The sequence below is a fragment of the Streptomyces omiyaensis genome (assembly GCF_014650895.1).
Taxonomy (GTDB): domain Bacteria; phylum Actinomycetota; class Actinomycetes; order Streptomycetales; family Streptomycetaceae; genus Streptomyces; species Streptomyces omiyaensis.
In genome coordinates this window covers 17,940-40,696 of sequence record NZ_BMVV01000033.1, presented here as the reverse complement: position 1 = coordinate 40,696, position 22,757 = coordinate 17,940, and the positions used below count along the sequence as shown (strand labels likewise).

Below are 22,757 nucleotides of genomic sequence, written 5' to 3'. Positions count from 1 at the left end.
CCATGCGCAACCAGGGCATCGGGTCCTGGCCCGCCCGCCGCAACCGTAGGTCTCCCCGCCGCACCGCCCTCCTCCACGAGGGACGCTCACTGGACTACGCGGCGCTCCACGAGCGCTCCACCCGCCTCGCCCACGCCCTGCGGGGCGCGGGCGTGGGGCGCGGGGACCGGGTCGCCTTCCTGGGCCCGAACCATCCCGCGTACCTGGAGACGCTCTTCGCCGCCGGGATCCTCGGGGCGGTCTTCGTGCCGCTCAACAACCGCCTCGCCCTGGCCGAGCTGGCCTTCCAGCTGACCGACTCCGGCTGCCGGGTGCTGGTGCACGCCCGGCAGCCGGACGGCAAGGCCGCCGAACTGGCCGCGTCCGCCGGGCTCGCCACCCTCCTCTCCGTCGAGGGCGAGGGGCCGGGCCCGGCGTACGAGGAGCTGCTCGCGGTCTCGCCCACGGAGGAGATCGACGAGGAGGTGGGCCACGACGACGTCTGTCTCATCATGTACACCTCGGGCACCACGGGCCGGGCCAAGGGCGCCGTCCTCACCCACGGCAACATCGTCTGGAACAGCCTCAACGTCGTCGTGGACACCGACATCGCCGGTGACGAGGTCGCCCTCGTGAGCGCCCCGCTCTTCCACGCCGGCGCCCTCAGCATGAGCTGCCTGCCGACGCTCCTCAAGGGCGGCACCGTGCTCCTGGAGACGGCCTTCGACGCGGAGCGGGCCCTTCGCCTGATCGGACTCCACGGCGTCACCGCGCTGTTCGGCGTGCCGACGATGTACGACGCGATGGCGGCGGCCCCCGGCTGGCGGGAGGCGGACCTGAGCAGCCTGCGCCTCCTGCTGTGCGGCGGCGCGCCCGTCCCGACCCGGACCGCGCGGACGTACCTGGAGCGGGGGCTCGCCTTCGTCCAGGGGTACGGGATGACGGAGGCGTCGCCCGGCGCCCTGGTCCTGGACCGCGCCGACTCGGTCCGCAAGGCCGGCTCGGCGGGGGTGCCGCACTTCTTCACCGACGTGCGGGTGCTCCGCCCGGACGGCACGGAGACCGCGGCCGGCGAGAAGGGCGAGGTCGTCGTGGCGGGGCCGAACGTGACGCCGGGCTACTGGAACCTGCCGGAGGCGACCGCCGCGGCCTTCCTCGACGGCGGGCGCTTCCGCTCCGGGGACGTCGCCACCGTCGACGCCGACGGCTACGTCACGCTCGTCGACCGCCTCAAGGACATGATCGTCTCGGGTGGGGAGAACGTCTACCCGGCCGAGATCGAGGACGCCCTGCTCCGCCATCCCGGGGTCGCCGAGGCCGCCGTCATCGGCGTGCCCGACGCCCGCTGGGGAGAGGTCGGCCGCGCGGTCGTCGTGCCGCGCCCCGGCTGCTCGCCGACCGCCGAGGAGCTCCGCGCCCACCTGGAGGGCCTGCTGGCCCGCTACAAGCTCCCGCGGAGTTTCGTCCTCGTCCCCGAACTGCCCCGCAACGCCACGGGAAAGCTGCTGAAGGACCCCCTCCGGGCCCGTCACGGCGGCGACCCCGCCCCCTGACCGCACGCCCCCGTCCCCGGCCCACCGGCCTCCCGCCGACCTCCTGGAGAAACCCATGTCCCTCACCGTCCACGGCATCGACGAGATCCGTGCCCTCGCCGGCACCGACCTCGGCCACAGCTCCTGGGTCGAGATCGCCCAGCCGCGCGTGGACACCTTCGCCGACGCCACCGGCGACCACCAGTGGATCCACGTCGACGAGGAGCGGGCCGCCGCCGGTCCCTTCGGCGGCACCATCGCGCACGGCTACCTGACCCTCTCCCTCCTCATCCCCATGTGGAGCGAACTCCTGCGGGTGGAGGGCGTGTCGATGGCCGTCAACTACGGCCTGAACAGGGTCCGCTTCCCCTGCCCGGTCCGCGTCGGCTCGAAGATCCGCACGCACGGCCGGATCGCCGCGGTCGAGGACGTCCGCGGCGGCGTCGAGGTCGTCGCCGACCTCACCGTCGAGATCGACGGCGCCGACAAGCCGGCCTGCGCGGCCCAGGCGGTCTACCGCTTCCTCGCCTGACCACGGACGACCTCCCGGCCCGGCCCGCACGCGGCGGAGGGGCGGGCGCCGATCGGCGCCCGCCCCTCCGCCCTGTCCGCGTGCACCCCGCCCCTCCGCCCTGTCCGCGTGCGCCCGCCGGCCCGGCTCAGCGGTCCCGCCGCCCGCCGCCCGCGCCGTCCGGGTGGAGGGTCTCCAGGGCCGTCAGCATGAGTTCGAGGGCGAAGGGGTAGCCGCTGCCGCTCATGTCGGCGGCGAGGAGGGGGTAGGTGGCGGCGACGTGGGGGTGGGTGGCGGCGGGGAGCGGCCCGTAGGCCTGCCGCCAGACCTCGGCGTCGGCCTCCGCCGCGGCCGGCGGCAGCGCGGCCGCGGCCGCGTCCTGGGCCGCGAAGGCGAGCGCCTGGTCGGCGAAGGAGTGGTAGATCCGGACGGCCAGCGGGTCGGGGAAGCCGCCGTCCCGGAGGATGCCCAGGATCGTCTCGACCGCCCGCGTCTCGTGGATGCGGCCGGTGGTGCGGTGCGCGACGAGCAGGGCCGCCTGGGGCTGGCCGTGGTACGAGTGGTGGATGCGCAGCCCCATGGCGCGCAGGTCCGTCCGCCAGTCCCCGGTCGCCTCCCACCCCTCCAGGGAGCGCCCGATGAACTCGTCGGCGAGCGCCAGGAGCAGGTCGTCGGTGTTGCGGAAGTACCGGTAGAGCGCGCTCGGGTCGGCGCCCAGCGCGATGCCGAGGCGGCGGACCGAGAGGGCGTCGGCGCCGTGCTGCTCGACCAGGCGCAGCGCGGTGTCGATGATGAGCCGCTGGGAGAGGACGGCGCCCTGTTTGGTGGGGCGCCGGCGCCGCCGGTCACCCTCGGACACGACACGTGGGGACATGACGCGGAGCTTACGTCAACACCATTGACGTGTAAACGGGCGGCGCATTTCAATGGCGCTGCCCGCCCCCACCGCACCACGCCGCCCGCCGGCCCGGTCCGGCCCCCGGAGCGGGCCCGCCGACCCACGCCCCCAGCGCCCGCCCGGCGCGTCCGCACGTACAGGGAGCCGCCGCATGCCCCACGCCGATCTGGTCTTCACCCGAGGCCCCGTCCTCACCCTGGACCCGGCCCGCAGCCGGGCCACGTCGCTCGCCGTCACCGGCGACCGGATCACGGCCGTCGGCCACGACGAGGTCCGGGAGCTGATCGGCCCCGGCACCGAGGTCGTGGACCTGACCGGCAAGCTGCTGCTGCCGGGCTTCCAGGACTCCCACGTCCACGCGGTGGGCGGCGGCACCGAGCTGGCCGAGTGCGACCTCACCGGAAGCGTGGACGTCCGGGACTACCTGGAGCGGATCCGGGCCTACGCCGACGCCCACCCGGACCGGGAGTGGATCACCGGCGGCGGCTGGTCGATGGAGAGCTTCGAGGGCGGCGTGCCGACCCGTCAGCTCCTCGACTCGGTCGTCCCCGACCGTCCCGTCCTGCTCTCCAACCGCGACCACCACGGCGCCTGGGCGAACACCCGGGCCCTGGAGCTGGCCGGGATCACCGCGCGGACCCCCGACCCGGCGGACGGCCGGATCGAGCGGGAGGCCGACGGCACCCCGGGCGGCACCCTCCAGGAGGGGGCGACCGGGCTGGTCTCGCGGCTGGTCCCGGAGAAGACCGCGGAGGACCGGCTCGCGGGGCTGCTGCGGGCGCAGCGGCTGCTGCACTCGCTGGGCATCACCGGCTGGCAGGACGCCCTGCTCGGCTCCTTCAACGGCATGGCCGACCCGTCGGACGCCTATGCGACGGCGGCCCGGGACGGTTCGCTGACGGCCCGGGTGACCGGCGCGCTGTGGTGGGACCGGGAGCGCGGGGCCGAGCAGATCCCCGAACTGGTGGACCGCCGCGAGCTGCTGAGCACGGGCCGCTTCCGGGCCGGCTCGGTCAAGATCATGCAGGACGGGGTCGCGGAGAACTTCACGGCCGCGATGACCGCTCCGTACCTCGACGGCTGCGGCTGCGCGACCGCCAACAGCGGCCTGAGCTTCGTCGACCCGGTGGCCCTGCGCGCGTACGTGACCGAGCTCGACGCCCTCGACTTCCAGGTGCACTTCCACGCGCTCGGCGACCGGGCCGTGCGGGAGGCGCTGGACGCGGTCGAGGCGGCGGTGGCGGCCAACGGGCGGCGGGGCAACCGTCACCACCTGGCCCACCTCCAGGTCGTCCACCCCGACGACCTGACCCGCTTCGCCGCGCTCGGCGCGATCGCGAACATCCAGCCGCTGTGGGCGGCGCACGAGCCGCAGATGGACACCCTCACGATCCCCTTCCTGGGACCGGAGCGGGCGTCCTGGCAGTACCCGTTCGGTTCGCTGCTGCGGGCCGGGGCGACCCTGGCGGCGGGCAGCGACTGGCCGGTCTCCAGCCCGAACCCGATCGAGGGCATCCACGTCGCCGTGAACCGGCGCGACCCGGAGGCGCCGGACGCCCCGGTCTTCTACCCCGAGGAGCGCATCGACCTGGTCTCCGCGCTGACCGCGTACACGGCCGGCGCGGCGCACGTGAACGGCGTCGACGACGCCGGCAGCCTGCTGCCGGGCCACCTCGCCGACCTCGTCGTGCTCGACCGGGACGTCCTGGCCGCGCCGGCCGGCGAGATCGCCGAGGCCCGGGTGGAGCGGACGTACGTCGGCGGCCGGCTGGTGCACGAGGCCTGACCGGCCGCGTGTACGGCTCCGGCGCCGCCGGTGCGGATCCGCTAGACCGGCCGGACCGAGGACGCCCGGACGTCGAGCCTGACCGGCACCATCGCTCCGCCGGTCTCCCCCAGGCCCTGCTCCAGGACGGCGACGAGGTGGGCGATCCCCGCCTCGGCGACCGCGTCGGGGCGCAGGCTCAGCGTCGTCACCGGCGGTTCGGTGTGCACGGCGGTCTCGTCCTCGCTGACACAGACGAGGAGGAGGTCGCCGGGGACGTCGTAACCGTGCCGGCGGGCCGCTTCCAGGACGAGCGGCGGGCTGGCCTCGGCGACCACCAGGAGGGCGTCGGGGCGTTCCGGCCCGGTGCCCAGGGCGGCCTCCACGGCCCGGATCACCGGCCCGTTGCCGGGCTCGGCGACCCGTACCGCCCGCTCCGGCACCCCGTGCGCCGCGCACCACGCGCGGTGCGCGGCCTCCACTTCGCGGTGGAAGCGGGTGGTGCTGTCGGGGACGACGAGGACGGGCCGGCGGGCGCCCTGGGCGTGGAAGTGGTCCAGGGCCTGCCGGACGGCGGCGTCGGCGTCGACGTCCACCCAGTGGGCGCCGGGCCGGCCCTCGACGGACCGGTCGCTGAAGACCGGGATGCGGGCGGCCAGCAGGTCCTCGACGATCCGGTCGTCGGCGACGGGGTCGGCGACCACGACGGCGTCGAGGGGCAGGGCCGCCCACTCGCTCTGGAGGGAGCCGGCGGGCAGCAGCACCACCGCGTAGCCGCGCGCGAGCGCGGTGGCGGCGGTGGCCCCGGTGAGGCGGGCGAAGTAGGGCGACTCCAGGAAGGTCCAGGGGGTGTCGGCCAGCTCGCCGACGACGTAGCCGATCAGACGGGCCCGTCCCGCGCGCAGCTGGCGCGCGGTGGCGTTGGGCCGGTAGCCCATCAGGCGGGCGGTCTCGCGGGCCTTCTCCCTGATCTCGGGGGAGAGCCGGCCGGTGCCGTTGAGGGCGGCCGAGACGGTGGTCTTGGAGAGGCCGGCCTCGCGGGCCACGTCGACGAGGCGGACGCGCGGGGAGGGCGGCGGTGCCGGTCTCCCGCGCGCCGCCCCGGGGGCGCCGCCCCGTCCGTCGGTCCGGTCCCGTCCCCGGGGCGCCCCGAACCGCTCCGGGGTCGCCCCGCCGTGCTCTGAAGCTTCGGTCATGGAGCCGATGCTGCCACCGTCCTGACCATTGCAAAACCGTTCCCGCAAAGCGGGCCGGAACTCTTGTGCGGGAACGTTCCCGCATCAATACTCGCTCCATCCCCCAGCGCCCGTCACTACACCCGTAAAGGGGTGGGTCTGCATGCGCACGCCCAGATTCATCGCACTCGTCCTCACCGCCGCCCTCGCGGCCTCCCTCACCGCCTGCTCCGGCGCCACGCAGCCGCAGCCCGGCGCCGCCGGCGGTACCGGCTTCGAGGTCTCCCCCACCTCGCCGGCCGCGAAGGGCCCGCTCCCCTCCTTCACCTGGTCGCTCTACGCGGAGCCGTACACCCTCGACTACGCCCTCGCCTACGACTTCCCGCCGAACACCGTGCTCGCCAACGTCTGCGAGCAGCTGCTGCGGGTGACCCCGGACCTGAGGATCGAGCCCGGTCTCGCGGTGAAGTGGGCGCAGCCCGACCCGCGCACCCTCGTCTACACCCTCCGGCCCGGCGTGAAGTTCCACGGCGGCACCGTGATGACCGCCGACGACGTCGTCGCCTCCCTGAAGCGGCAGATGGATCCGGCGACCGGCTCCCCGTGGGGCTCCGCCTTCAAGGCCGTCGAGTCCATCGAGAAGTCCGGCCCCCTGGAGGTGACGGTCAGGCTGGGCAAGGCCGACGCGCTCTTCCACGAGCTGCTGGCCGCCTCCCCCGGCACGGTCGTCAGCGCCGCCTCCCTCGCGAAGGAGGGCAAGGAGTACGGCACGCCCCGGGGCGACCTCGACTGCACCGGTCCCTTCTCGCTGGAGAAGTGGGCGCAGGGCGACAGCATCACGCTGAGGAAGAACCCGGACTACTGGGACGCGAAGCTCGCCCCGAAGTCGGAGTCCGTGAAGTTCACCTTCGTCGAGGACCCGGCCGCCCGCGCCAACGCCTTCCTCTCCGGCACCGCCGACGGCGGCTACATGGTGCCGTCCTCCTCCTTCGCCCAGCTGCGCACCAGCGGCAAGGGCCGGCTGTACTTCGGCCCCCACACCGGCGCGTACAACCTCGCCGTCACGGACTTCAAGGGCACCCTCGGCGACGTCCGGGTCCGCAGGGCGCTGTCGATGGCGCTCGACCGGAAGAACATCGTGAAGGCGGCCGCCGGCGGCGTCGGCGTGCCGGCCAAGGCCCCCGCCGCGCGCGGCGCCTGGTCGCTCGTCCCGGAGAGGACGGCCTCGCTCTTCGACACGCTGCCCGAGCCCGCCCACGACGTGGCCGCGGCGAAGAAGCTCGTCGAGGAGGCGGGCGCCACCGGAAAGAAGGTGACCCTGGCGACCAGCACCCTGGCCCCCGAGATCAGCGTGGTCGCCAACGCGGTGCAGGCGGCCGGGCGGCAGATCGGCCTGGACGTCGAGCTCCGGCCGGTCTCCCCGGACGCCTACAGCAGCCTCTTCGTCGACCCGGCCGCCCGCGACGGCCTCGACCTGGTCATCACCAGCGGCTACGACAACACGCCGGACCCGCTGGAGTTCTACCAGTACCTGCGCACCGGGGACTTCGGCAACTACGGCAACTGGTCCGACGCCGAGTACGACCTGGCCTTCGACCGCGCCAACACCGAGTACGACCCCGCCAAGCGCACCGAGCTCACCGCGAAGGTCCAGGAGATCGCCCTCGCCCGGCTGCCGATCATCCCGGTCTACGAGGCGCCGCACTCGGTCTTCCTCGGCGAGCGGATCACCGGCGCGCCGACCGGCATCGCCCAGCTCTACTACCCGTGGGCCGCGATGATCGGGGCCGCGCAGTCATGACCCGCTTCCTCGCCGGCCGGCTCGCCGGCCTCGTGGCGGTGCTCCTCGTGACCTCGGTCGTCGTCTTCGGCACCCTCCACCTCGCCCCCGGCGACCCGGTCACCTTCCTCCTGCACGGCCGCCCCGCCTCCCCCGAGACCGTCGCCGCCCTGCGGGCCGAACACCACCTGGACGACCCGCTCGCGGTCCAGTACGGCAAGTGGCTCGGCGGCGTCCTCTCCGGCGACTTCGGCCGCTCCGCCCAGTACCACCAGGACGTCACGGCGCTCCTCGGCTCGCGGCTGCCCGGCACCGCGCTGCTGGTCGGCTACTCCGCCCTGCTGGTCGCCGTGCTCGGCGTCGGCGCCGGCGTCCTCGCCGCGCTCCGTCCCGGTCTCCTCGACCGGACCGTGCTCATCGGCACCGGCGTGGCCACCGCCACCCCCTCCTTCGTCACCGCGATCGCACTGGTCTCGCTCTTCTCCGTGCAGCTCGGCTGGTTCCCGGGACCCGGCGGCGGCGCCGCCGGGGGGCTCGGCCCCCGGCTCCACCAGCTGACCCTGCCGGCCCTCGCGCTCGCCCTCACCTTCGCGGGCCTGCTGGCCCGGGTGACCCGCTCCGCGATGCTCGACGAGATGGGCCGCGAGCACGTCGAGGTGGCCCGTGCCCGGGGCGTCGCCGGCCGGTCGGTGGTCCGCCGCCACGTGCTGCGCAACGCGCTGGGCCCGGTCGTCACCGTCGGCGGCACCATGCTCGCCGGCCTGCTGATCGGCACCGCCATCGTGGAGACCGCCTTCGACGTGCCCGGACTCGGCTCGCTGCTCGTGCAGTCGGTCACCTCCCAGGACTTCGCGGTCGTCCAGGCGGTCACCCTGCTCAGCGTGGCGGCCTTCGTCCTCGTCAACCTCGCGGTCGACCTGCTCGCGCCGCTCATCGACCCCCGTCTCTCCCCCGGGGAAGGCTCCTCATGACCACCACCCTCACCACGGTGCCGTACCGCAGGCCCGGTCTGCGGAGGCTGCGCCTCCTCGGGCAGGGTCCGCTCTTCACGGTCTCGGTCGCGGTGCTCGCCGTGCTCGTCCTCGTCGCCGTGTCCGCGCCGCTGCTCGCCCCGTACGACCCCGAGGCGCTCGACCTGGGCGCGAGCCTGGTCGGCACCACCGGCGACCACCTCCTGGGCACCGACCAGTCCGGCCGCGACATCCTGTCCCGGCTGCTGCACGGCGCCCGCACCGGCCTCCTCGGCCCGCTCCTGGTCGTCGGCGTCTCCACCCTCCTCGGCACCCTGCTCGGCGTGGTCGCGGCGTGGCGCGGCGGCTGGACCGACGCGCTCCTCTCCCGCGCGATGGACCTGGTCTTCTCCGTCCCCGGCCTGATGCTGGCGATCCTGCTGGTCGCCGTCACCGGCCCGGGCATGACGGCCCCGGTGATCGCCATGGCCGTGGCGTACACCCCGTACGTGGGCCGCCTGGTGCGCGGCATCGCCCGGCAGGAGAAGGCGCGGCCGTACGTCGAGGCGTACGTGGTGCAGGGCTGGTCCGGCTGGACGGTCTGCGTCCGGCACCTGCTGCCCAACATCGCGCCGACGGTGTTCGCGCAGTCCGCGATGAACTTCGGCTACGCGCTGATGGACCTGGCGGCCCTGTCGTTCCTCGGCTTCGGCGTCCAGCCGCCCACCGCCGACTGGGGCGCCATGATCAACGAGGGTCAGGGCGCCGTCCTCCAGGGCGCGATGCTGCCCGCCCTCGCGCCGTCCGTGTGCATCGTGCTCGCGGTGGTCGCCTTCGGCATCGTCGGCGAGGGGCTCGCCGACCGCATCGCACGCCGGGAGAAGCAGACGCCATGAACCACTCCACACCCCCGCCCGTCCTGGAGATCGACGGCCTGGAGCTGCGGCTCCCCGACGACCGGGCCGCCCGGCCCGTCCTCGACGGCGTCAGCCTGACCGTGCGCCCCGGCGAGACCGTCGGCCTCGTCGGCGAGTCCGGCTCCGGCAAGTCCGTGGCCTGCCGCAGCGTCCTCGGCCTGCTCCCCAAGGGCGCCCGCACCGCCGGACAGATCCGGGTGAACGGCGCCGACGTCCTCACCATGGACCGGGCCCGGCTGGCCTCGCTGCGGACCCGCGAGGTCGCGATGGTCTTCCAGGACCCCCGCGCCTCCGTCAACCCGCTGCGGCGCGTCGGCGACTTCCTCACCGAGGGCCTCCGGGCCTCCGGCACCCCCGCCGCCAAGGCCACCGCGCGCGCCGAGGAACTCCTCGCCGCGGTCGGGATCCGCGACCCGCGCGGGGCGCTGCGCCGCCACCCGCACCAGTTCTCCGGCGGCATGCTCCAGCGGGTCGTCATCGCCGCCGCGCTCGCCGCCGAACCGGCACTGCTCGTCGCCGACGAGCCGACCACCGCCCTCGACGTCACCACCCAGGCCGAGGTCATCTCGATCCTGGCCCGGCTGCGGGCCGAGCGCGGCACCGGCATGCTCTTCGTCACCCACGACCTGGAACTGGCCTCGGCGATCTGCGACCGGGTGTACGTGATGTACGCGGGCCGGATCGTGGAGACCCGCTCCACCGACGAGCTGTTCGACCGCCCCCGGCACCCGTACACCGCCGGTCTGCTCGCCTGCACCCCGCACATCGAGGCCGGTTCGCCCGCGCCCCGGCCGATCCCGGGCCGCCCGGTCTCGCTCGCCGAGGCGCCGGCCGGCTGCGCCTTCGCCGCGCGCTGCGCGCACGCGGTGGCGCGCTGCGCGGAGGAGAAGCCCGAACTGGCACGGCACGGCGAGGGCTTCGCCGCGTGCCTCCGCGCCGAGGAAGGGATCGCGCTGTGACGACCGTCGGGGAGAAGGGGCTCGTCGTCGAGGGACTGCGGAAGCGGTACGGCGACCACACGGCGGTCGACGGGGTGTCGTTCGCCCTGCCGGCCGGAGGATCGCTGGCGGTCGTCGGCGAGTCCGGCAGCGGCAAGACGACCACGGTCCGGATGCTGGTCGGCCTGGAGCGCGCCGACGGGGGCACGGTCCGGCTCGACGGCCGGGACCGCTCGGCCCGGCCGCGGGGCCGAGCGGAGCGGCTGGCGCGGGCCCGCGACATCCAGATGGTCTTCCAGGACCCCTACCTGTCGCTGGACCCGCGGATCCCGGTCCGCGGCTGCCTGGACGAGGTGCTGCGGCTGCACACCGCGCTGGACGCGAAGGCCCGCGAGGCGCGCGTCGCCGGCCTGCTCGACCGGGTCGGGCTCGGTGCCCGCGAGGCCGCCGCCCTGCCGCGGGGGCTCTCCGGCGGCCAGCGCCAGCGCGTGGCGATCGCCCGCGCGCTGGCGGTCGAACCCCGGGTGCTCGTCCTCGACGAGGCGGTCGCCGCGCTCGACGTGTCGATCCAGGCGCAGATCCTGGACCTGCTCCGGGAGATCCGCCGCGAGGCGGGCATCGGCTACCTCTTCGTCACCCACGACCTGGCGGTGGTGCGCCACGTCGCGGACGACGTGCTGGTCCTCAAGGGGGGCCGGGTGGTGGAGGCGGGGCCGGTGGACCGGGTCCTCGGCGCGCCCGGGCACCCCTACACCCGGCTCCTGCTGGACTCGGTGCCCCGGCGCGGCTGGGATCCGGCCCGGACGTCCGACCGCTCCTGAGCACCGTGGTGCCGTCGGGGGGCGGCACCACGGCCGGGCCGCCCGTCGGCCCGGCCGGCCGAGCGGACCGGCGACACGGCCGGCCGCCCCGTGCGGAGGGCCGGTCGCCCCGCGCGCACGGCCGGCCGGGCCGGTGGCCCCCTCGGACGCCCCGCCCGTTCAGCCGGCCGGACCCGCCGCGCGGTCGGCGGCCCCCTCCGCGCGGTCGGCCGGGCCCGCCACCGTCTCGATGGGCGGGAGCGGCCGCTCCCGTTCCCGGCGGGTCGGGGCGGCCAGTGCCTCCGGCGGTTCCGCCCCGTCGGCGACCGCTTCGACGTAGGCCTTCGCCTCGCGCGGGCCGAGCCGGGACGCCTGCCGCCGCAGGTGGGCCATGGCGGCCACCACGCCCCGGGCACGGGCGAGTTCGCGTACGGCGGCGGCCAGCGGGTCGGGCGGCGGGGTCCCCCGGACCTCGGTGAGGTACTGCTCCTCCCAGCCCTCGTCGTCCCACCGGACCGCGGGCACGAAGTGGAGGCTGCCGTCGTGCCGGTCGACCAGGTAGTGGCCGCCGACGAAGCTGCCGCGCGGGCCGTCGCCGCGGGCCTGTTCCGCCGAGCGCCAGAAGACGAGCCAGCCGACCGGCCGTTCCTCCACGTGGTAGAGGTCGGGCGTCGGCGGGGAGCCCGCCCAGGGGCGGGTCGGCAGGTCCCGCGCGAGGAAGGACCCGACGAGCGCGACGGCGCGTTCCCTGGAGATCACCGGCCCATCATCGCGCACCGGTCACCCGGTGCAGGACGGCCCGGACCGAGGCGGCGACGGCGTCCCGGGAGGCGTCCGTGCGGTCGAGGGCCTCGAAGCCGTGCCGGCCGTCGGGCACGTCGACGATCTCGACGTCCGTGCCGTGCTCCCCGGCGGAGGCGAGGAACTCCTCCACCGTCGCCGCGAACGCCGGGTGTTCGCGCCCGGCGCGGACGAGGACCACGGGCAGCGCGCCGGCGCCCGCGAGCGCCTCGGCCGGGCGGAACTCCGTCCCGACGGTCTCCCAGCCGGGCGGCGGGGCGAGGACGGGGTACGAGAGGGCGAGGCAGCGCAGCCAGGGCGGGGGCGCGGCCAGCCACCGCGCGGAGAGGAGGCCGCCGCCGGAGAAGATCCAGAGCGCGATCCGGTCCGGGTCGACCCGGGGGTGGGCGCGGAGCGCTTCGAGCGCCCCGGCGACGTCCCCGGCGGCGCGGGCGTAGTCGGTCAGGGCGTACAGCCGGTGGTCGACGGTGGCGCCGACGGCGCCGAGGGCGGCCAGGTGGCGGGCGTAGCCCCGGTAGAAGGGGGTGTCGCGCGGGGTGGGGACGCGGTCGGCGTCGACGGGGCCGCCGTGCACGAGGAGGACGGCGGGGCGCCGCCCCTCGGCGTCCGGCGCGTACACGTCGAGGCGGCCGTGCCGTTCGCGGGGCACCTCCGGCGTCTCCAGCAGGAACTCCTGCCGCTCGTAGGAGGGCTGCTCCTCCCCGAGGCCGAGCCGGCGGCCCTCTCCCGCGGCGGCCCGCAGCAGGAGGTCGGCGAGTGCGTCCGGGTGGGAGAGCATCGGCCAGTGTCCGGCGGCGAGTTCGAGGAAGGCGTAGCCGGGTCCGGCCAGCTTCCGCAGGCGCGGCGGTCCCGTGCGGACCAGCATCTCGACGACGTCGACGCCCGGTCCGTCGGCCGTGCACATCACCGCGGCGGCGGGCACCCGGTCCAGGCCGCCGCCGAGCCGCAGGGGTTCGGTGAGGGTGCGGGCCGGCTGCGGCACCGCGAGCCGGTCCAGCCGGTCCAGGTCCTCGCCGGAGAGTCCCTCGACGCTCCCCCAGCGCGCCCACTCCTCTCCGCGGGGCGGGGGCAGCGGCGTGGCGTCGTGGGCGAGCCGGGCGCGGACGGTCTCGTCGCGGACGAGGAGCAGGGCGGGGTCCCCGTCCGAGGGGAGGCCGGCGGCGACGTACACCACCCGGGCGACCCGGTCCGCCCGCCGGTCGGCGGCGGCGAGCACGGGGTGGATGCCGTAGTCGTGTCCGACGAGGACCACCTCCGGCTCGTCGATCCGGTCGAGGAGCACGGTCAACTCCTCTGCGTGCGTGCCGAGTCCGGCGTCCGGGCCGCTGTCGAGGGTGACCGGGTGCGCCACGGCCCCGGCCTCCCCCAGCCGCTCCGCGACCGCGTCCCACACCCATCCGCCGGTGAACGCGCCCCCCACCAGAACGAACGCCGTCATCGCCGCCTCCTCGCGTCTCGTGGCCCCCATGGCCTCCGGCAGACTAGGAACTCCCCCGGGGGGAGATTCCACCCCGGACGCGGACGGCCGGGGCCGGCGGGAGGTGCGGGGTGACGGACGCGGGCGACGGCGCGTGGAGCATCGGCGAGCTGGCCGGGCGGGCCGGGGTGACGGTGAAGACCGTGCGGTACTACTCGGACCGGGGGCTGCTGCCGGAGGCCGGGCGCAGCGGCGGCGGGCACCGGCGGTACGGTCCCGGGGCCCTGGCGCGGCTGCGGGAGATCCGGTCGCTGCGCGCCCTGGGCCTGGGCGTGCCGGAGGTGGCGCGGGCGCTGGAGGACGGGGACCGGCTGGCGGAGGTGGTGGCCGGGGAGCTGCGGGGCGTGGCGCGGGAGCGGGCGGCCCTGGCGTGGCGGGAGGCGTCGCTGCGGCTCCTCGCGGAGTGCGGCGGGGCGGAGCGGGCCGCGCTGCTGCCGCTGCTCGGTGCCGGGCCGCTGCCGCCGGACACGGACGCGGTGGTCCGGTTCTGGCGGCGGTCGCTGCCGGTGCGGCTGCCGTCGCCGCTGGTGGCCCGGGTCCTCGACGAGGTGGTGCCGGTGCCGCCGGACGAGCCGTCGGCCGGTCAGGTGCGGGCCTTCGCCCTGCTGCGCGGGCTGGTGTCCGACCCGCGGCCGGAGCGGGCGCCGGGCCCGCCGCTGCGGGGCGAGCGGTACCGGCCGGCGGTCCTGTACGAGGGGCTGGGCGAGGCGTACGGGCTGGCGGGCGCGCGGGTGCGGGCGGGGCGGGCGCCCGGCGGCGGGGACGCCCTCGACTGCTTCGCCGGCGCGTACGCCCTGGCGCTCGGGGAGCCGGACTCGCCCGCCTTCCGACGGCGTCTGGCGGAGCTCCTGGGCCGGGAGGAGACGGGGGTGATGGCACGGTACTGGAAGCTGGTCGTGCCGCTGCTCCCGGCGGACCGGCCGGCCCTCGGCCTGCTGCACCACCACCTCGCCGAGGCCCTGGCGGCGCCGCGGGCCGCCTGAGGGGGCCGCCCCCGGGAAGTGTTCGGATCGTGGGCGGCCGACCGTCCGGCTGGTGGTCGAGGTGGTGGCGGAACTCCGTCTCGTCCCGGTGTCCTCGCAGGTCGGAGCGGTACGCGGGGTGGCGCTTGTGGCGCAATACTGCGGCAACACCATCGGAGCGGCACCCCGGCTACGTTCCCTGCCATGCCCGCCGAACGCACCCCCGCCGCCCTCCCGGTCGCCGCCGCCCGCCGCCGCCGGCTGCGCGCGGACCGGGCCCGGCAGCTCGCCGACCTGCTGCGGCACCAGATCCTGACCGGCGCCTTCCCCCGGGGGGTGCTGCCCCTGGAGGACGCGCTGGCGGCCGACCACCACGCCAGCCGGAACACCGTCCGCCAGGCCCTCGACCTGCTGCGCGGCGAAGGGCTGGTGGACCGGCAGCCGGGGGTGGGAACGGTGGTGGTCGCCGAGAAGTACCCGCACGGACTGGACCGGCTCCAGGGGCTCGCCGAGACCCTGCACGAGCACGGCAGGGTCACCAACGAGGTGCGGAACCTCGGTCCGGTGCGGGCGCCGGGACCGGTGGCCCACCGGCTCGGTCTCCCGGACGACGCGGACGTGCTGTGCGTCGAGCGGCTGCGGCGGCTGGGCGGACTGCCGCTCTCGCTGGACCTGTCGTACCTGCCGATGGACATCGGCTCCGGCCTCCTCGGCTGCGACCTGGAGAACACGGACGTGTTCCGCCTCCTGGAGCAGCTGACCGGCGGGCCGCTCGGCCACGCCGACATCACCCTGGAGGCGGTGAACGCCGACGCGCACGCGGCGGCCGTCCTCCAGGCCCCGCGCGGCGCGGCCCTGCTCATGCTGGAGCGCCTCACCCATCTGCCGTGCGGCCGGCCGGTCGACCTGGAGTTCATCCGCTTCCGCGGCGACCGGATCACCATGAGCGGCGTGCTGCGCCGCTCCCCCTGACTCCCCGGCACATCCCCTTTCCCCGTACGCCCCTTTCCCCTGGAGTCCGCCATGCCTCTGGTGCCCCAGCGCGCCGACGTGCCCGTGACGATCGACGCGTCCCGTTGCATCGACGGCTGCACCCTCTGCGTCGACATGTGTCCGCTGGACTCCCTCGCGATCCGCGAGGAGGACGGCAAGGCCTACATGCACGTGGACGAGTGCTGGTACTGCGGCCCGTGCGCCGCCCGCTGTCCCACCGGTGCGGTGACCGTCAACATGCCCTACCTGCTCCGGTGAAAGGCACCGAACTCCCATGAAGAAGAAGAGACTCGCCCGCCCGCTCGCGCCGCTCGCGCCGCTCGCGCTGCTGCTGCCGCTCGTCGCGGCCTGCGGCGGCCCGGCGGGCGCGGACGGCGGGCCCGGCGGCGCCGTCACGGTGACCGTGGGCTACCAGTCGAAGACCATCAACACGGTGACCGCGGGGACCCTGCTGCGCTCGCTCGGCTACTTCGAGGAGGAGCTGGCGGCGCAGGGCCGGAAGGACGGCGTCCGCTACCGGGTCGTGTGGCAGGACTACGCGACGGGCGCGCCGATCACCGCGCAGATGACCGCGGGGAAGATCGACATCGGTTCGATGGGCGACTTCCCGCTGCTGCTCAACGCGGCCCGGGGGCGCGAGCTGAAGGAGCCCACCCGGCTCGTCTCGGTGACCGGCTACAACCTGCGCGGCGGCCTGAACACCGTGGTGACCGCGCCCGGTTCGGAGCTGCGGACGCTCGCCGACCTGAAGGGGAAGCGGGTGTCGACGAGCGCCGGCTCGGCCGCCGACGGCACGCTCGTCCGGGCGCTGCGCCGGGCCGGACTCGATCCGGCGAAGGACGTCTCCAAGCTCAACCAGCAGCCCAGCGTGGGCGCTTCGGCTCTCGCGGGCGGCAGCGTGGACGCCCTGTCGCAGTTCGTGGCCTGGCCCGGTCTGCTGGCCTTCCAGGGGAAGGCGCAGGCGCTGTACGACGGGGCCGAGCTGGACCTGCCGACCTTCCACGGGGTGACCGTGCGCGAGGAGTTCGCGCGGGAGCGGGCGGGCGCGCTGGACGCCTTCCTGCGGGCGCAGCGGCGGGCCACCGACCGGCTGCGGTCCGCTCCGGTGGCGTCCGCCGAGTCGGTCGCGAAGGAGACGGGGCTGCCGGCGGAGGTGGTCTACCTCTACAACGGTGCCCGGGGCATCGCGACCTTCGACCCGGAGCTGCGGCCCGAGCTGCTGGCCGCGCTGGAGGAGGACGTGCCGGTGCTGCGGGAGGCCGGGCTGGTGAAGGACGTCGACGTGGACGCCTTCGTCGACCCGGCGCCGCTGAAGCGGGCGGTGACCGCCGCGGGCTACCCGAGGGCGGAAGCGGCCGAGGCGGAGCTGTGGCTGCGCGGGCGGTCGACGACCCGGGCGTTCGGCACGGCCGCGGAGCTGCTGAGGGCGGTCGCGGCGGCCGGACCGGGGGCGGTGCGGGCGGCGTACGTGCCGGACGCGGCGACCGGGACCCCGTGGTTCGCGGACCGGGCGGTGTGGGTCGAGGGCGGCGGTACGTGGCACGCGTTCGTGACGCGGGCGGCGGCCGAGCGGTGGGTGGCCGCCCACGCCGGCTCCCGGATCGTGGCCTACGCGGACGCGGTCCGGGCGGCGGGCTCGTGAGCGCGGCCGCGACGGCGGGGCGCCGCCTGGTGCGGGCGGGGTCGCTGCTCGCCGCGCTGGGCCTGTGGCAGGTGCTCACCGCGTACGACGTGAACCTGTGGCTGCGGTTCGAGCAGTTCCCGACGGTCGGCGAGGTCGCCTCGGCGCTGGCCGACCGGGTGGGCACGGCGGCCTACTGGCAGGACCTCGGGCACAGTCTGCGCCGGATCGTGACGGGCTTCCTGCTGGCGGCGCTCCTCGGGGTGGCCGCCGGGACGGCGATCGCCCGCTCGCGGTGGGCGGCCGACCTGCTGGGCCCGCTGGTGGAGGTGGTGCGGCCGGTCCCGGCGATCGCCCTGGTGCCGGTGGCGATCCTGCTGCTGCCGACGAACGAGCAGGGGATCGTCTTCATCACCTGCGCGGCGGCCTTCTTCCCGGTGCTGGTGTCGACCCGGCACGCGGTGCGGGCGCTGAGCCCGGTCCACGAGGAGGCCGTCCGGACGATGGGCGGCGGCCGGGCCCGGGTGCTCTGGTCGGTGGTCCTGCCGGGCGCCCTGCCCGGGGTGTTCGGCGGCCTGTCGGTCGGCATCGGCGTGGCGTGGATCTGCGTGATCTCCGCCGAGATGATCTCCGGCGAGTACGGGGTGGGCTACCGGACCTGGCAGGACTACACGGTCGTCGACTATCCCGGCGTCTTCGTCGGCATGGTCACCATCGGCGCCCTGGGCCTGCTGACCTCCACCGCCGTGGAGCTGGCGGGCCGCCGGGTCACCGCCTGGCTGCCCCGTCCGGCCGCCCGGGGCACGGCACCGCGCGCCGGGGAGCCGCCGGCGGCGCCGGTGCCCGCCGGCTCCGCGCCCGAGGCCGCACCGGCGAGCGAGGCCGCACCGGTGGGCGAGACCGACCCGACGGGCGAGGGCTCACCGGCGGACGAGACCGACCCGACGGGCGAGGCCGCACCGGCGGACGAGACCGACCCGGCAGGCGAGGGCGCACCGGCAGGCGACACCGGACCCGCGGACGAAGCCCGATCCGAAACCGGCACCCGGCCCGCGGGCGACGCCCGGCCCGAGACCGGCACCCGGCCCGACACCCACACCGCGCCGAAGGGCGGTGCCGCACCCGCGCACCTCCCCGCACCCGAGAAGGAGCCGGTCCCATGAGCACCGTCACCGCCCCTCCCGCCCCTCCCGCCGCTCCCCCGCTCGCGGGTGCCGAGCTCGCCCTCGACGGGGTGCGGCTCGGGCACCCGGACGGCACCGCCCTGGCCGGGGAGGTGAGCCTGCGGGTCGCGCCGGGCGAGGTGCTGGCCGTGGTCGGCCCCTCGGGCTGCGGGAAGACGACCCTGCTGCGGACGCTCGCCGGGCTGCTGCCGCCGCTCGCGGGCCGGGTCACCCAGGACGGGGAGCCGGTCCGGCGGCCGGGCGCCGACCGGGCGCTGGTCTTCCAGCACGACGCGCTGCTGCCGTGGCGCTCGGTGCGGGCCAACGTCGAGCTGCCGCTGGCGATCCGAGGCGCGGACCGCGCCGGCCGCCGCCGGGCGGCCGGGGAGTGGCTGGAGCGGGTGGGTCTCGCCGGGCACGCGGCGAAGTGGCCGCACCAGCTGTCCGGCGGGCAGCGGCAGCGGGTGCAGCTGGCCCGGGCCCTCGCGGGCCGGCCGCGGGCGGTGCTGATGGACGAGCCCTTCGGCGCGCTGGACGCGCACACCAGGACCGGCATGCAGGACCTGCTGGCCGGCATCCTGCGCGGCACCGGCGCGACCGTCGTCTTCGTGACGCACGACGTGCACGAGGCCGTGCACCTCGGCGACCGGATCGCCCTGCTGCCCTCGGGCGGGGTGCTCGACGTGCCGCACCCCCGGGACCGCGCGGCCCGGGACGCCCCGGCCACCCGGGAGCTGCGCCGCCGCGTCCTCGACTCCCTCTGATCCTCCGAACTCCCCCTGCCGGAAAGGCCCGTCGTGTCCACCTCCCTGACCTCCGCCCCCGCCCTCGCCGACGCGCGGGAGCTCTCCTGCGACGTGCTCGTCGTCGGCGGCGGCACCGCCGGCACGATGGCCGCGCTGACCGCCGCCGAGCACGGCGCCGACGTGCTGCTCCTGGAGAAGGCGCACGTCCGGCACTCGGGCGCCCTCGCCATGGGCATGGACGGGGTGAACAACGCGGTGATCCCCGGCCGGGCGGACCCGGACGACTACGTCGCCGAGATCACCCGCGCCAACGACGGCCTGGTCGACCAGTCGACGGTCCGTCAGACAGCGGTGCGGGGCCACGACATGGTGCGGCGCCTGGAGTCGTACGGCGTGAAGTTCGAGAAGGACGAGCACGGCGGGTACGCGGTCCGGCAGGTGCACCGCTCGGGCTCCTACGTGCTGCCGATGCCCGAGGGCAAGGACGTGAAGAAGGTCCTGTACCGGCAGCTGCGGCGGCGGGAGATGCGGGAGCGGATCCGGATCGAGAACCGCGTGATGCCGGTCCGGGTGCTGACCCGCCCGGAGGACGGCCGGGCGGTCGGGATCGCCGGGTTCCACACCCGCACCGGCGAGTTCGTGATCGTCCGGGCGGGCGCGGTGATCCTGGCGACGGGAGCCTGCGGCCGCCTCGGCCTGCCCGCCTCGGGGTACCTGTACGGCACCTACGAGAACCCCACCAACGCCGGCGACGGATACGCGATGGCGTACCACGCGGGGGCCGCGCTCACCGGCATCGAGTGCTTCCAGATCAACCCGCTGATCAAGGACTACAACGGCCCCGCCTGCGCCTACGTGGCCAATCCCTTCGGCGGCTACCAGGTGAACCGGCACGGCGAGCGGTTCGTCGGGTCGGACTACTGGTCGGGGCACATGATGGCCGAGTTCGCGGCCGAACTCGCCTCCGACCGGGCCCCGGTGTACCTGAAGCTGAGCCATCTGCCCGAGGAGACGATCGGCGCGGTCGAGTCGATCCTGCACTCCACGGAGCGCCCCACCCGGGGCACCTTCCACGCCAACCGGGGGCACGACTACCGCACCCACGACATCGAGATGCACATCTCCGAGATCGGTCTGTGCGGCGGGCACTCGGCCTCCGGGGTGCGGGTCGACGCGCACGCCCGCACCACCGTTCCGCGTCTCTACGCGGCCGGTGACCTGGCCTGCGTGCCGCACAACTACATGATCGGCGCGTTCGTCTACGGCGACCTCGCGGGCGAGGACGCGGCCCGGTACCGGGCGTACGGGGGCGAGCTGGACCGGGCGCAGCTGGAGGCGGCGCACGAGCTGGTGTACCGGCCGCTGCGGAACCCGGACGGGCCGCCCCAGCCGCAGGTCGAGTACAAGCTCCGCCGGTTCGTGAACGACTACGTGGCACCGCCGAAGTCGGGGGCGAGGCTGTCGCTGGCCGTGGAGGCCTTCGAGCGGATGTCGGGGGAGATCGCGGGCATGGGCGGGCGGACGCCCCACGAACTGATGCGCTGCGCGGAGGTGTCGTTCATCCGGGACTGCGCGGAGATGGCGGCCCGTGCCTCGCTGGCGCGGACGGAGTCCCGCTGGGGGCTGTACCACGAGCGTCTCGACCACCCGGAGCAGAACGACGAGGAGTGGCTGTACCACCTGGACCTGCGCAGGTCGGCGTCCGGGGCGATGGAGTTCACGGCCCGGCCGGTGGAGCCGTACGTGGTGCCGGTGCCGGAGTTCACGCCGCCGCGGGGTGCCGAACGGCCGCTGGGCGAGGTGGCGCTGGTGCCGGTCGCGACGGCGGGTCCGCGGGAGGCCGCGCCGGCCGTCCCGGCCTCCGCCGGGGCGGGACGGCCGGCCGGGGCCGCCGGTCCCGCCGTGCCCGCCGGTCCCGACCCCCGCCTGCTGCGGCTCCTCGCGCTGGCCGAGGAGTCCCCCGAGCTCGACGCCCTGGAGCCCTATCTGACGGACCGGGAGCCGGCCGTGCGGGCGGCGGCCGTGACCGCGCTGGCGGAGACGGTGCCCGCCGGGACGGGCGCGGCCCTGGCGGCCCGGCTGGGGGACGCGGACGCGGCGGTGCGGGCCGCCGCCGTCGGGGCGCTGCGCGAGCTGGTGGAGGTGGTGGAGGCCGACGGGGCCCTGGGGGACGGGCTGCGGGCCGCCCTGGGCGTGCCCGATCCGGCGGTGCGGGCGGTGGCGGTCGAGGTGCTGCGGGCCCGGCGCCTCGGCGGCACCGGGGTGTACGCGTCGGCGCTGGCCGACGCGGCGGTCGAGGTGCGGCTCCAGGCGGTGCGGGCCCTGGTGTCGGTGGACGCGGTCGGCGCGCTGGCCGGTGCCGTGGCCGATCCGGCCCGCGAGGTGCGGGTCGCGGTGGCGCGGGGGCTCGCGGCCGTCTCCGTGCCCCGGTCCGCTCCGCTGGTGCCGCTGCTCGGCGACGCCGACCCGCTGGTGCGGGGGGCGGCCTTCGGCGCGCTGGCGGCGGCCGGCTGCCCGGCGCCGCTGGCGGGGCGCGCGGTGGCCGCGCTCGGGGATCCGGCGTGGCAGGTGCGGGCGGGCGCGGCGGCGGCGCTGCGGGCGGCCGCGGCGGACCGGGCGGTGCCGGCGCTGGCGAAGGCGCTGGCGGACGGGAACGCGGACGTGCGCAAGGCGGCCGTGCTCGCGCTCCTCGGACACCTTCCCGCCCCGGAGGCCCGGGCCGCGCTCGCGACCGCGGCGGCCGACCCGGACGCCGACGTGCGGGCGTACGCGGCCAGGGGGAGGGCGCCGGCGGCCTCCTGAGCCCGTCCCTCCCCGCCGCCGCCCGGGTGAAGCGGGGTGTGCCGGGGTGCGGGCCGGGGAAGGCGCGCGGGGTGACGTCCGGCCGGCGGGCGCGCGGGTGAGGAGGAGGTGGGCCCGGTGACGGAGCCGACGACGGCGCGGGCGCTGGGCGCGCCGTGCTGGCTGAGTCTGGCGGCGCGTGACCTGGACGCGGCGGAGCGGTTCTACGGCTCGGTGCTGGGCTGGTCGTTCCGGCCGGGCGAGCCGGAGGCGGGTTCGGCCTACGCGGTGGGCGAGCGGGACGGGACGCCGGTCGCCGGGGTCGCCGCGCTGGCGGCGGAGCTGGCGGTGCCGGTGGCCTGGACGGTCTTCTTCGCGGTGGAGGACGCGGACGCGGCGGTGGCGCGGATCCGGGAGCGGGGCGGCACGGTGGGCGTGGGTCCGGTGGCGTATCCGCCGCAGGGCCGGGCGGCGCTGGCGACGGACCGGGACGGGGCCGCGTTCGGGGTGTGGGAGGGGCGTCCGGTGTCGCGCTGGCACGTGGGCGAGCGGGGTGCCCCGGCGTGGGTGGAGCTGCACACCCGGGACGCCTTCGACGCGGCCGTCTTCTACGGCGGGGTGCTGCGCTGGGCGGAGGGGGCGCCGGACGGCTGCGAGACCTCGTACGAGGAGGACCGGGTGGTGCTGCGCCGGGCCGGGGTTCCGGTGGCGCGGCTGGACAGCGGCCCGGTGGAGGCGGCCTCGCCCCGGCCGCAGCTGCGGCCGCGCTGGCTGGTGCGGTTCCGGGTGGCGGATCTGGCGGCGTCGGTGGCGGCGGTGGCGGAGCACGGCGGGTCGGTGGTGCCGGGCGGCGAGTGGGCCCGGGAGCCGGGCGCGGCGGGCGACGGCCGCCGGGTGGTGGTGCGGGACCCGGACGGCGCGCTGTTCACGCTGGAGGAGGACGGGACGCCGTGAGCGGTACGGGTACG

At 76.3% G+C, this 22,757-nt stretch carries 19 protein-coding genes and 1 pseudogene; 16 read left to right on the top strand and 4 right to left on the bottom strand.

All coding sequences use genetic code 11. The features are described 5' to 3' along the window. The first annotated feature begins 2 nt into the window (after positions 1 to 2). The gene (locus tag IE287_RS33745) at positions 3 to 1,532 is read left to right on the top strand and encodes an acyl-CoA synthetase (RefSeq protein ID WP_189853080.1); all 1,530 of its coding nucleotides are present in this window, start codon (positions 3 to 5) and stop codon (positions 1,530 to 1,532) included. A 55-nt stretch (positions 1,533 to 1,587) separates the two neighbouring features. Continuing rightward, positions 1,588 to 2,043: a MaoC family dehydratase gene (locus IE287_RS33740; protein WP_189853079.1), complete on the top strand. Its 456-nt coding sequence runs from the start codon at positions 1,588 to 1,590 to the stop codon at positions 2,041 to 2,043. A gap of 127 nt (positions 2,044 to 2,170) precedes the next feature. On the opposite strand, the gene IE287_RS33735 is transcribed toward IE287_RS33740, so the two are convergent. Further along, positions 2,171 to 2,896 carry a TetR/AcrR family transcriptional regulator gene (locus IE287_RS33735; protein WP_189853078.1) on the bottom strand — a complete coding sequence of 242 codons (726 nt, stop codon included), beginning with the start codon at positions 2,894 to 2,896 and terminating at the stop codon, positions 2,171 to 2,173. Between the two features lie 175 nt (positions 2,897 to 3,071). On the opposite strand from IE287_RS33735, the gene IE287_RS33730 reads away from it, so the two are divergent. Continuing rightward, entirely contained in the window at positions 3,072 to 4,706 is a 1,635-nt protein-coding gene (locus IE287_RS33730; protein ID WP_189853077.1) for an amidohydrolase, read from the top strand. A 41-nt stretch (positions 4,707 to 4,747) separates the two neighbouring features. Here the strand turns inward: IE287_RS33730 and IE287_RS33725 are convergent, their stop codons facing one another. After that, on the bottom strand, positions 4,748 to 5,881 hold the full coding sequence (locus IE287_RS33725; RefSeq protein WP_189853076.1) for a LacI family DNA-binding transcriptional regulator: 1,134 nt from the start codon (positions 5,879 to 5,881) through the stop codon (positions 4,748 to 4,750). Between the two features lie 142 nt (positions 5,882 to 6,023). Between IE287_RS33725 and IE287_RS33720 the strand changes: the two genes are divergently transcribed. From IE287_RS33720 to IE287_RS33700, 5 genes are read left to right on the top strand one after another with little or no spacing between them, the layout of a single operon-like run. Continuing rightward, positions 6,024 to 7,661: an ABC transporter substrate-binding protein gene (locus tag IE287_RS33720; RefSeq protein ID WP_189853075.1), complete on the top strand. Its 1,638-nt coding sequence runs from the start codon at positions 6,024 to 6,026 to the stop codon at positions 7,659 to 7,661. Next, the gene (locus IE287_RS33715) at positions 7,658 to 8,611 is read left to right on the top strand and encodes an ABC transporter permease (RefSeq protein ID WP_189853074.1); all 954 of its coding nucleotides are present in this window, start codon (positions 7,658 to 7,660) and stop codon (positions 8,609 to 8,611) included. Before IE287_RS33720 ends, IE287_RS33715 begins: the two co-directional genes overlap by 4 nt. After that, entirely contained in the window at positions 8,608 to 9,486 is an 879-nt protein-coding gene (locus tag IE287_RS33710) for an ABC transporter permease (RefSeq protein WP_189853073.1), read from the top strand. The genes IE287_RS33715 and IE287_RS33710 overlap by 4 nt, the downstream gene beginning before the upstream one ends. Then, positions 9,483 to 10,466, top strand: a complete 984-nt coding sequence (locus tag IE287_RS33705) for an ABC transporter ATP-binding protein (RefSeq protein ID WP_189853072.1) — start codon at positions 9,483 to 9,485, stop codon at positions 10,464 to 10,466. Before IE287_RS33710 ends, IE287_RS33705 begins: the two co-directional genes overlap by 4 nt. Continuing rightward, positions 10,463 to 11,266 carry an ABC transporter ATP-binding protein gene (locus IE287_RS33700; protein ID WP_229883908.1) on the top strand — a complete coding sequence of 268 codons (804 nt, stop codon included), beginning with the start codon at positions 10,463 to 10,465 and terminating at the stop codon, positions 11,264 to 11,266. The genes IE287_RS33705 and IE287_RS33700 overlap by 4 nt, the downstream gene beginning before the upstream one ends. Positions 11,267 to 11,425: 159 nt before the next feature. On the opposite strand, the gene IE287_RS33695 is transcribed toward IE287_RS33700, so the two are convergent. Beyond that, positions 11,426 to 12,004, bottom strand: coding sequence for a hypothetical protein (locus IE287_RS33695; RefSeq protein WP_189853070.1), 579 nt, complete (start codon positions 12,002 to 12,004; stop codon positions 11,426 to 11,428). A gap of 7 nt (positions 12,005 to 12,011) precedes the next feature. Then, positions 12,012 to 13,484: an alpha/beta fold hydrolase gene (locus tag IE287_RS33690; protein WP_189853069.1), complete on the bottom strand. Its 1,473-nt coding sequence runs from the start codon at positions 13,482 to 13,484 to the stop codon at positions 12,012 to 12,014. 110 nt (positions 13,485 to 13,594) lie between these two features. Between IE287_RS33690 and IE287_RS33685 the strand changes: the two genes are divergently transcribed. The 8 genes and pseudogenes from IE287_RS33685 (at position 13,595) to IE287_RS33650 (ending at position 22,743) form a co-directional block, all read left to right on the top strand. Beyond that, a complete protein-coding gene (locus IE287_RS33685; RefSeq protein WP_189853068.1) occupies positions 13,595 to 14,506 on the top strand; it encodes a helix-turn-helix domain-containing protein in 912 nt (303 codons plus the stop codon). A gap of 183 nt (positions 14,507 to 14,689) precedes the next feature. Beyond that, positions 14,690 to 15,457 carry a GntR family transcriptional regulator gene (locus IE287_RS33680; protein ID WP_189853067.1) on the top strand — a complete coding sequence of 256 codons (768 nt, stop codon included), beginning with the start codon at positions 14,690 to 14,692 and terminating at the stop codon, positions 15,455 to 15,457. A 51-nt stretch (positions 15,458 to 15,508) separates the two neighbouring features. Beyond that, positions 15,509 to 15,736 carry a 4Fe-4S dicluster domain-containing protein gene (locus IE287_RS33675; protein WP_189853066.1) on the top strand — a complete coding sequence of 76 codons (228 nt, stop codon included), beginning with the start codon at positions 15,509 to 15,511 and terminating at the stop codon, positions 15,734 to 15,736. 16 nt (positions 15,737 to 15,752) lie between these two features. Next, the gene (locus IE287_RS33670) at positions 15,753 to 17,120 is read left to right on the top strand and encodes an ABC transporter substrate-binding protein (RefSeq protein WP_189853065.1); all 1,368 of its coding nucleotides are present in this window, start codon (positions 15,753 to 15,755) and stop codon (positions 17,118 to 17,120) included. Between the two features lie 26 nt (positions 17,121 to 17,146). Then, a pseudogene (locus tag IE287_RS33665) lies at positions 17,147 to 17,968 on the top strand (ABC transporter permease); the annotation flags it as partial. A 290-nt stretch (positions 17,969 to 18,258) separates the two neighbouring features. Next, a complete protein-coding gene (locus IE287_RS33660) occupies positions 18,259 to 19,026 on the top strand; it encodes an ABC transporter ATP-binding protein (protein WP_189853064.1) in 768 nt (255 codons plus the stop codon). A gap of 33 nt (positions 19,027 to 19,059) precedes the next feature. Then, positions 19,060 to 21,810 (top strand): fumarate reductase/succinate dehydrogenase flavoprotein subunit, encoded by a 2,751-nt coding sequence (locus tag IE287_RS33655; protein WP_189853063.1) that lies wholly within the window; start codon positions 19,060 to 19,062, stop codon positions 21,808 to 21,810. 108 nt (positions 21,811 to 21,918) lie between these two features. Then, positions 21,919 to 22,743: a VOC family protein gene (locus tag IE287_RS33650; RefSeq protein WP_189853062.1), complete on the top strand. Its 825-nt coding sequence runs from the start codon at positions 21,919 to 21,921 to the stop codon at positions 22,741 to 22,743. Positions 22,744 to 22,757 lie beyond the last annotated feature (14 nt).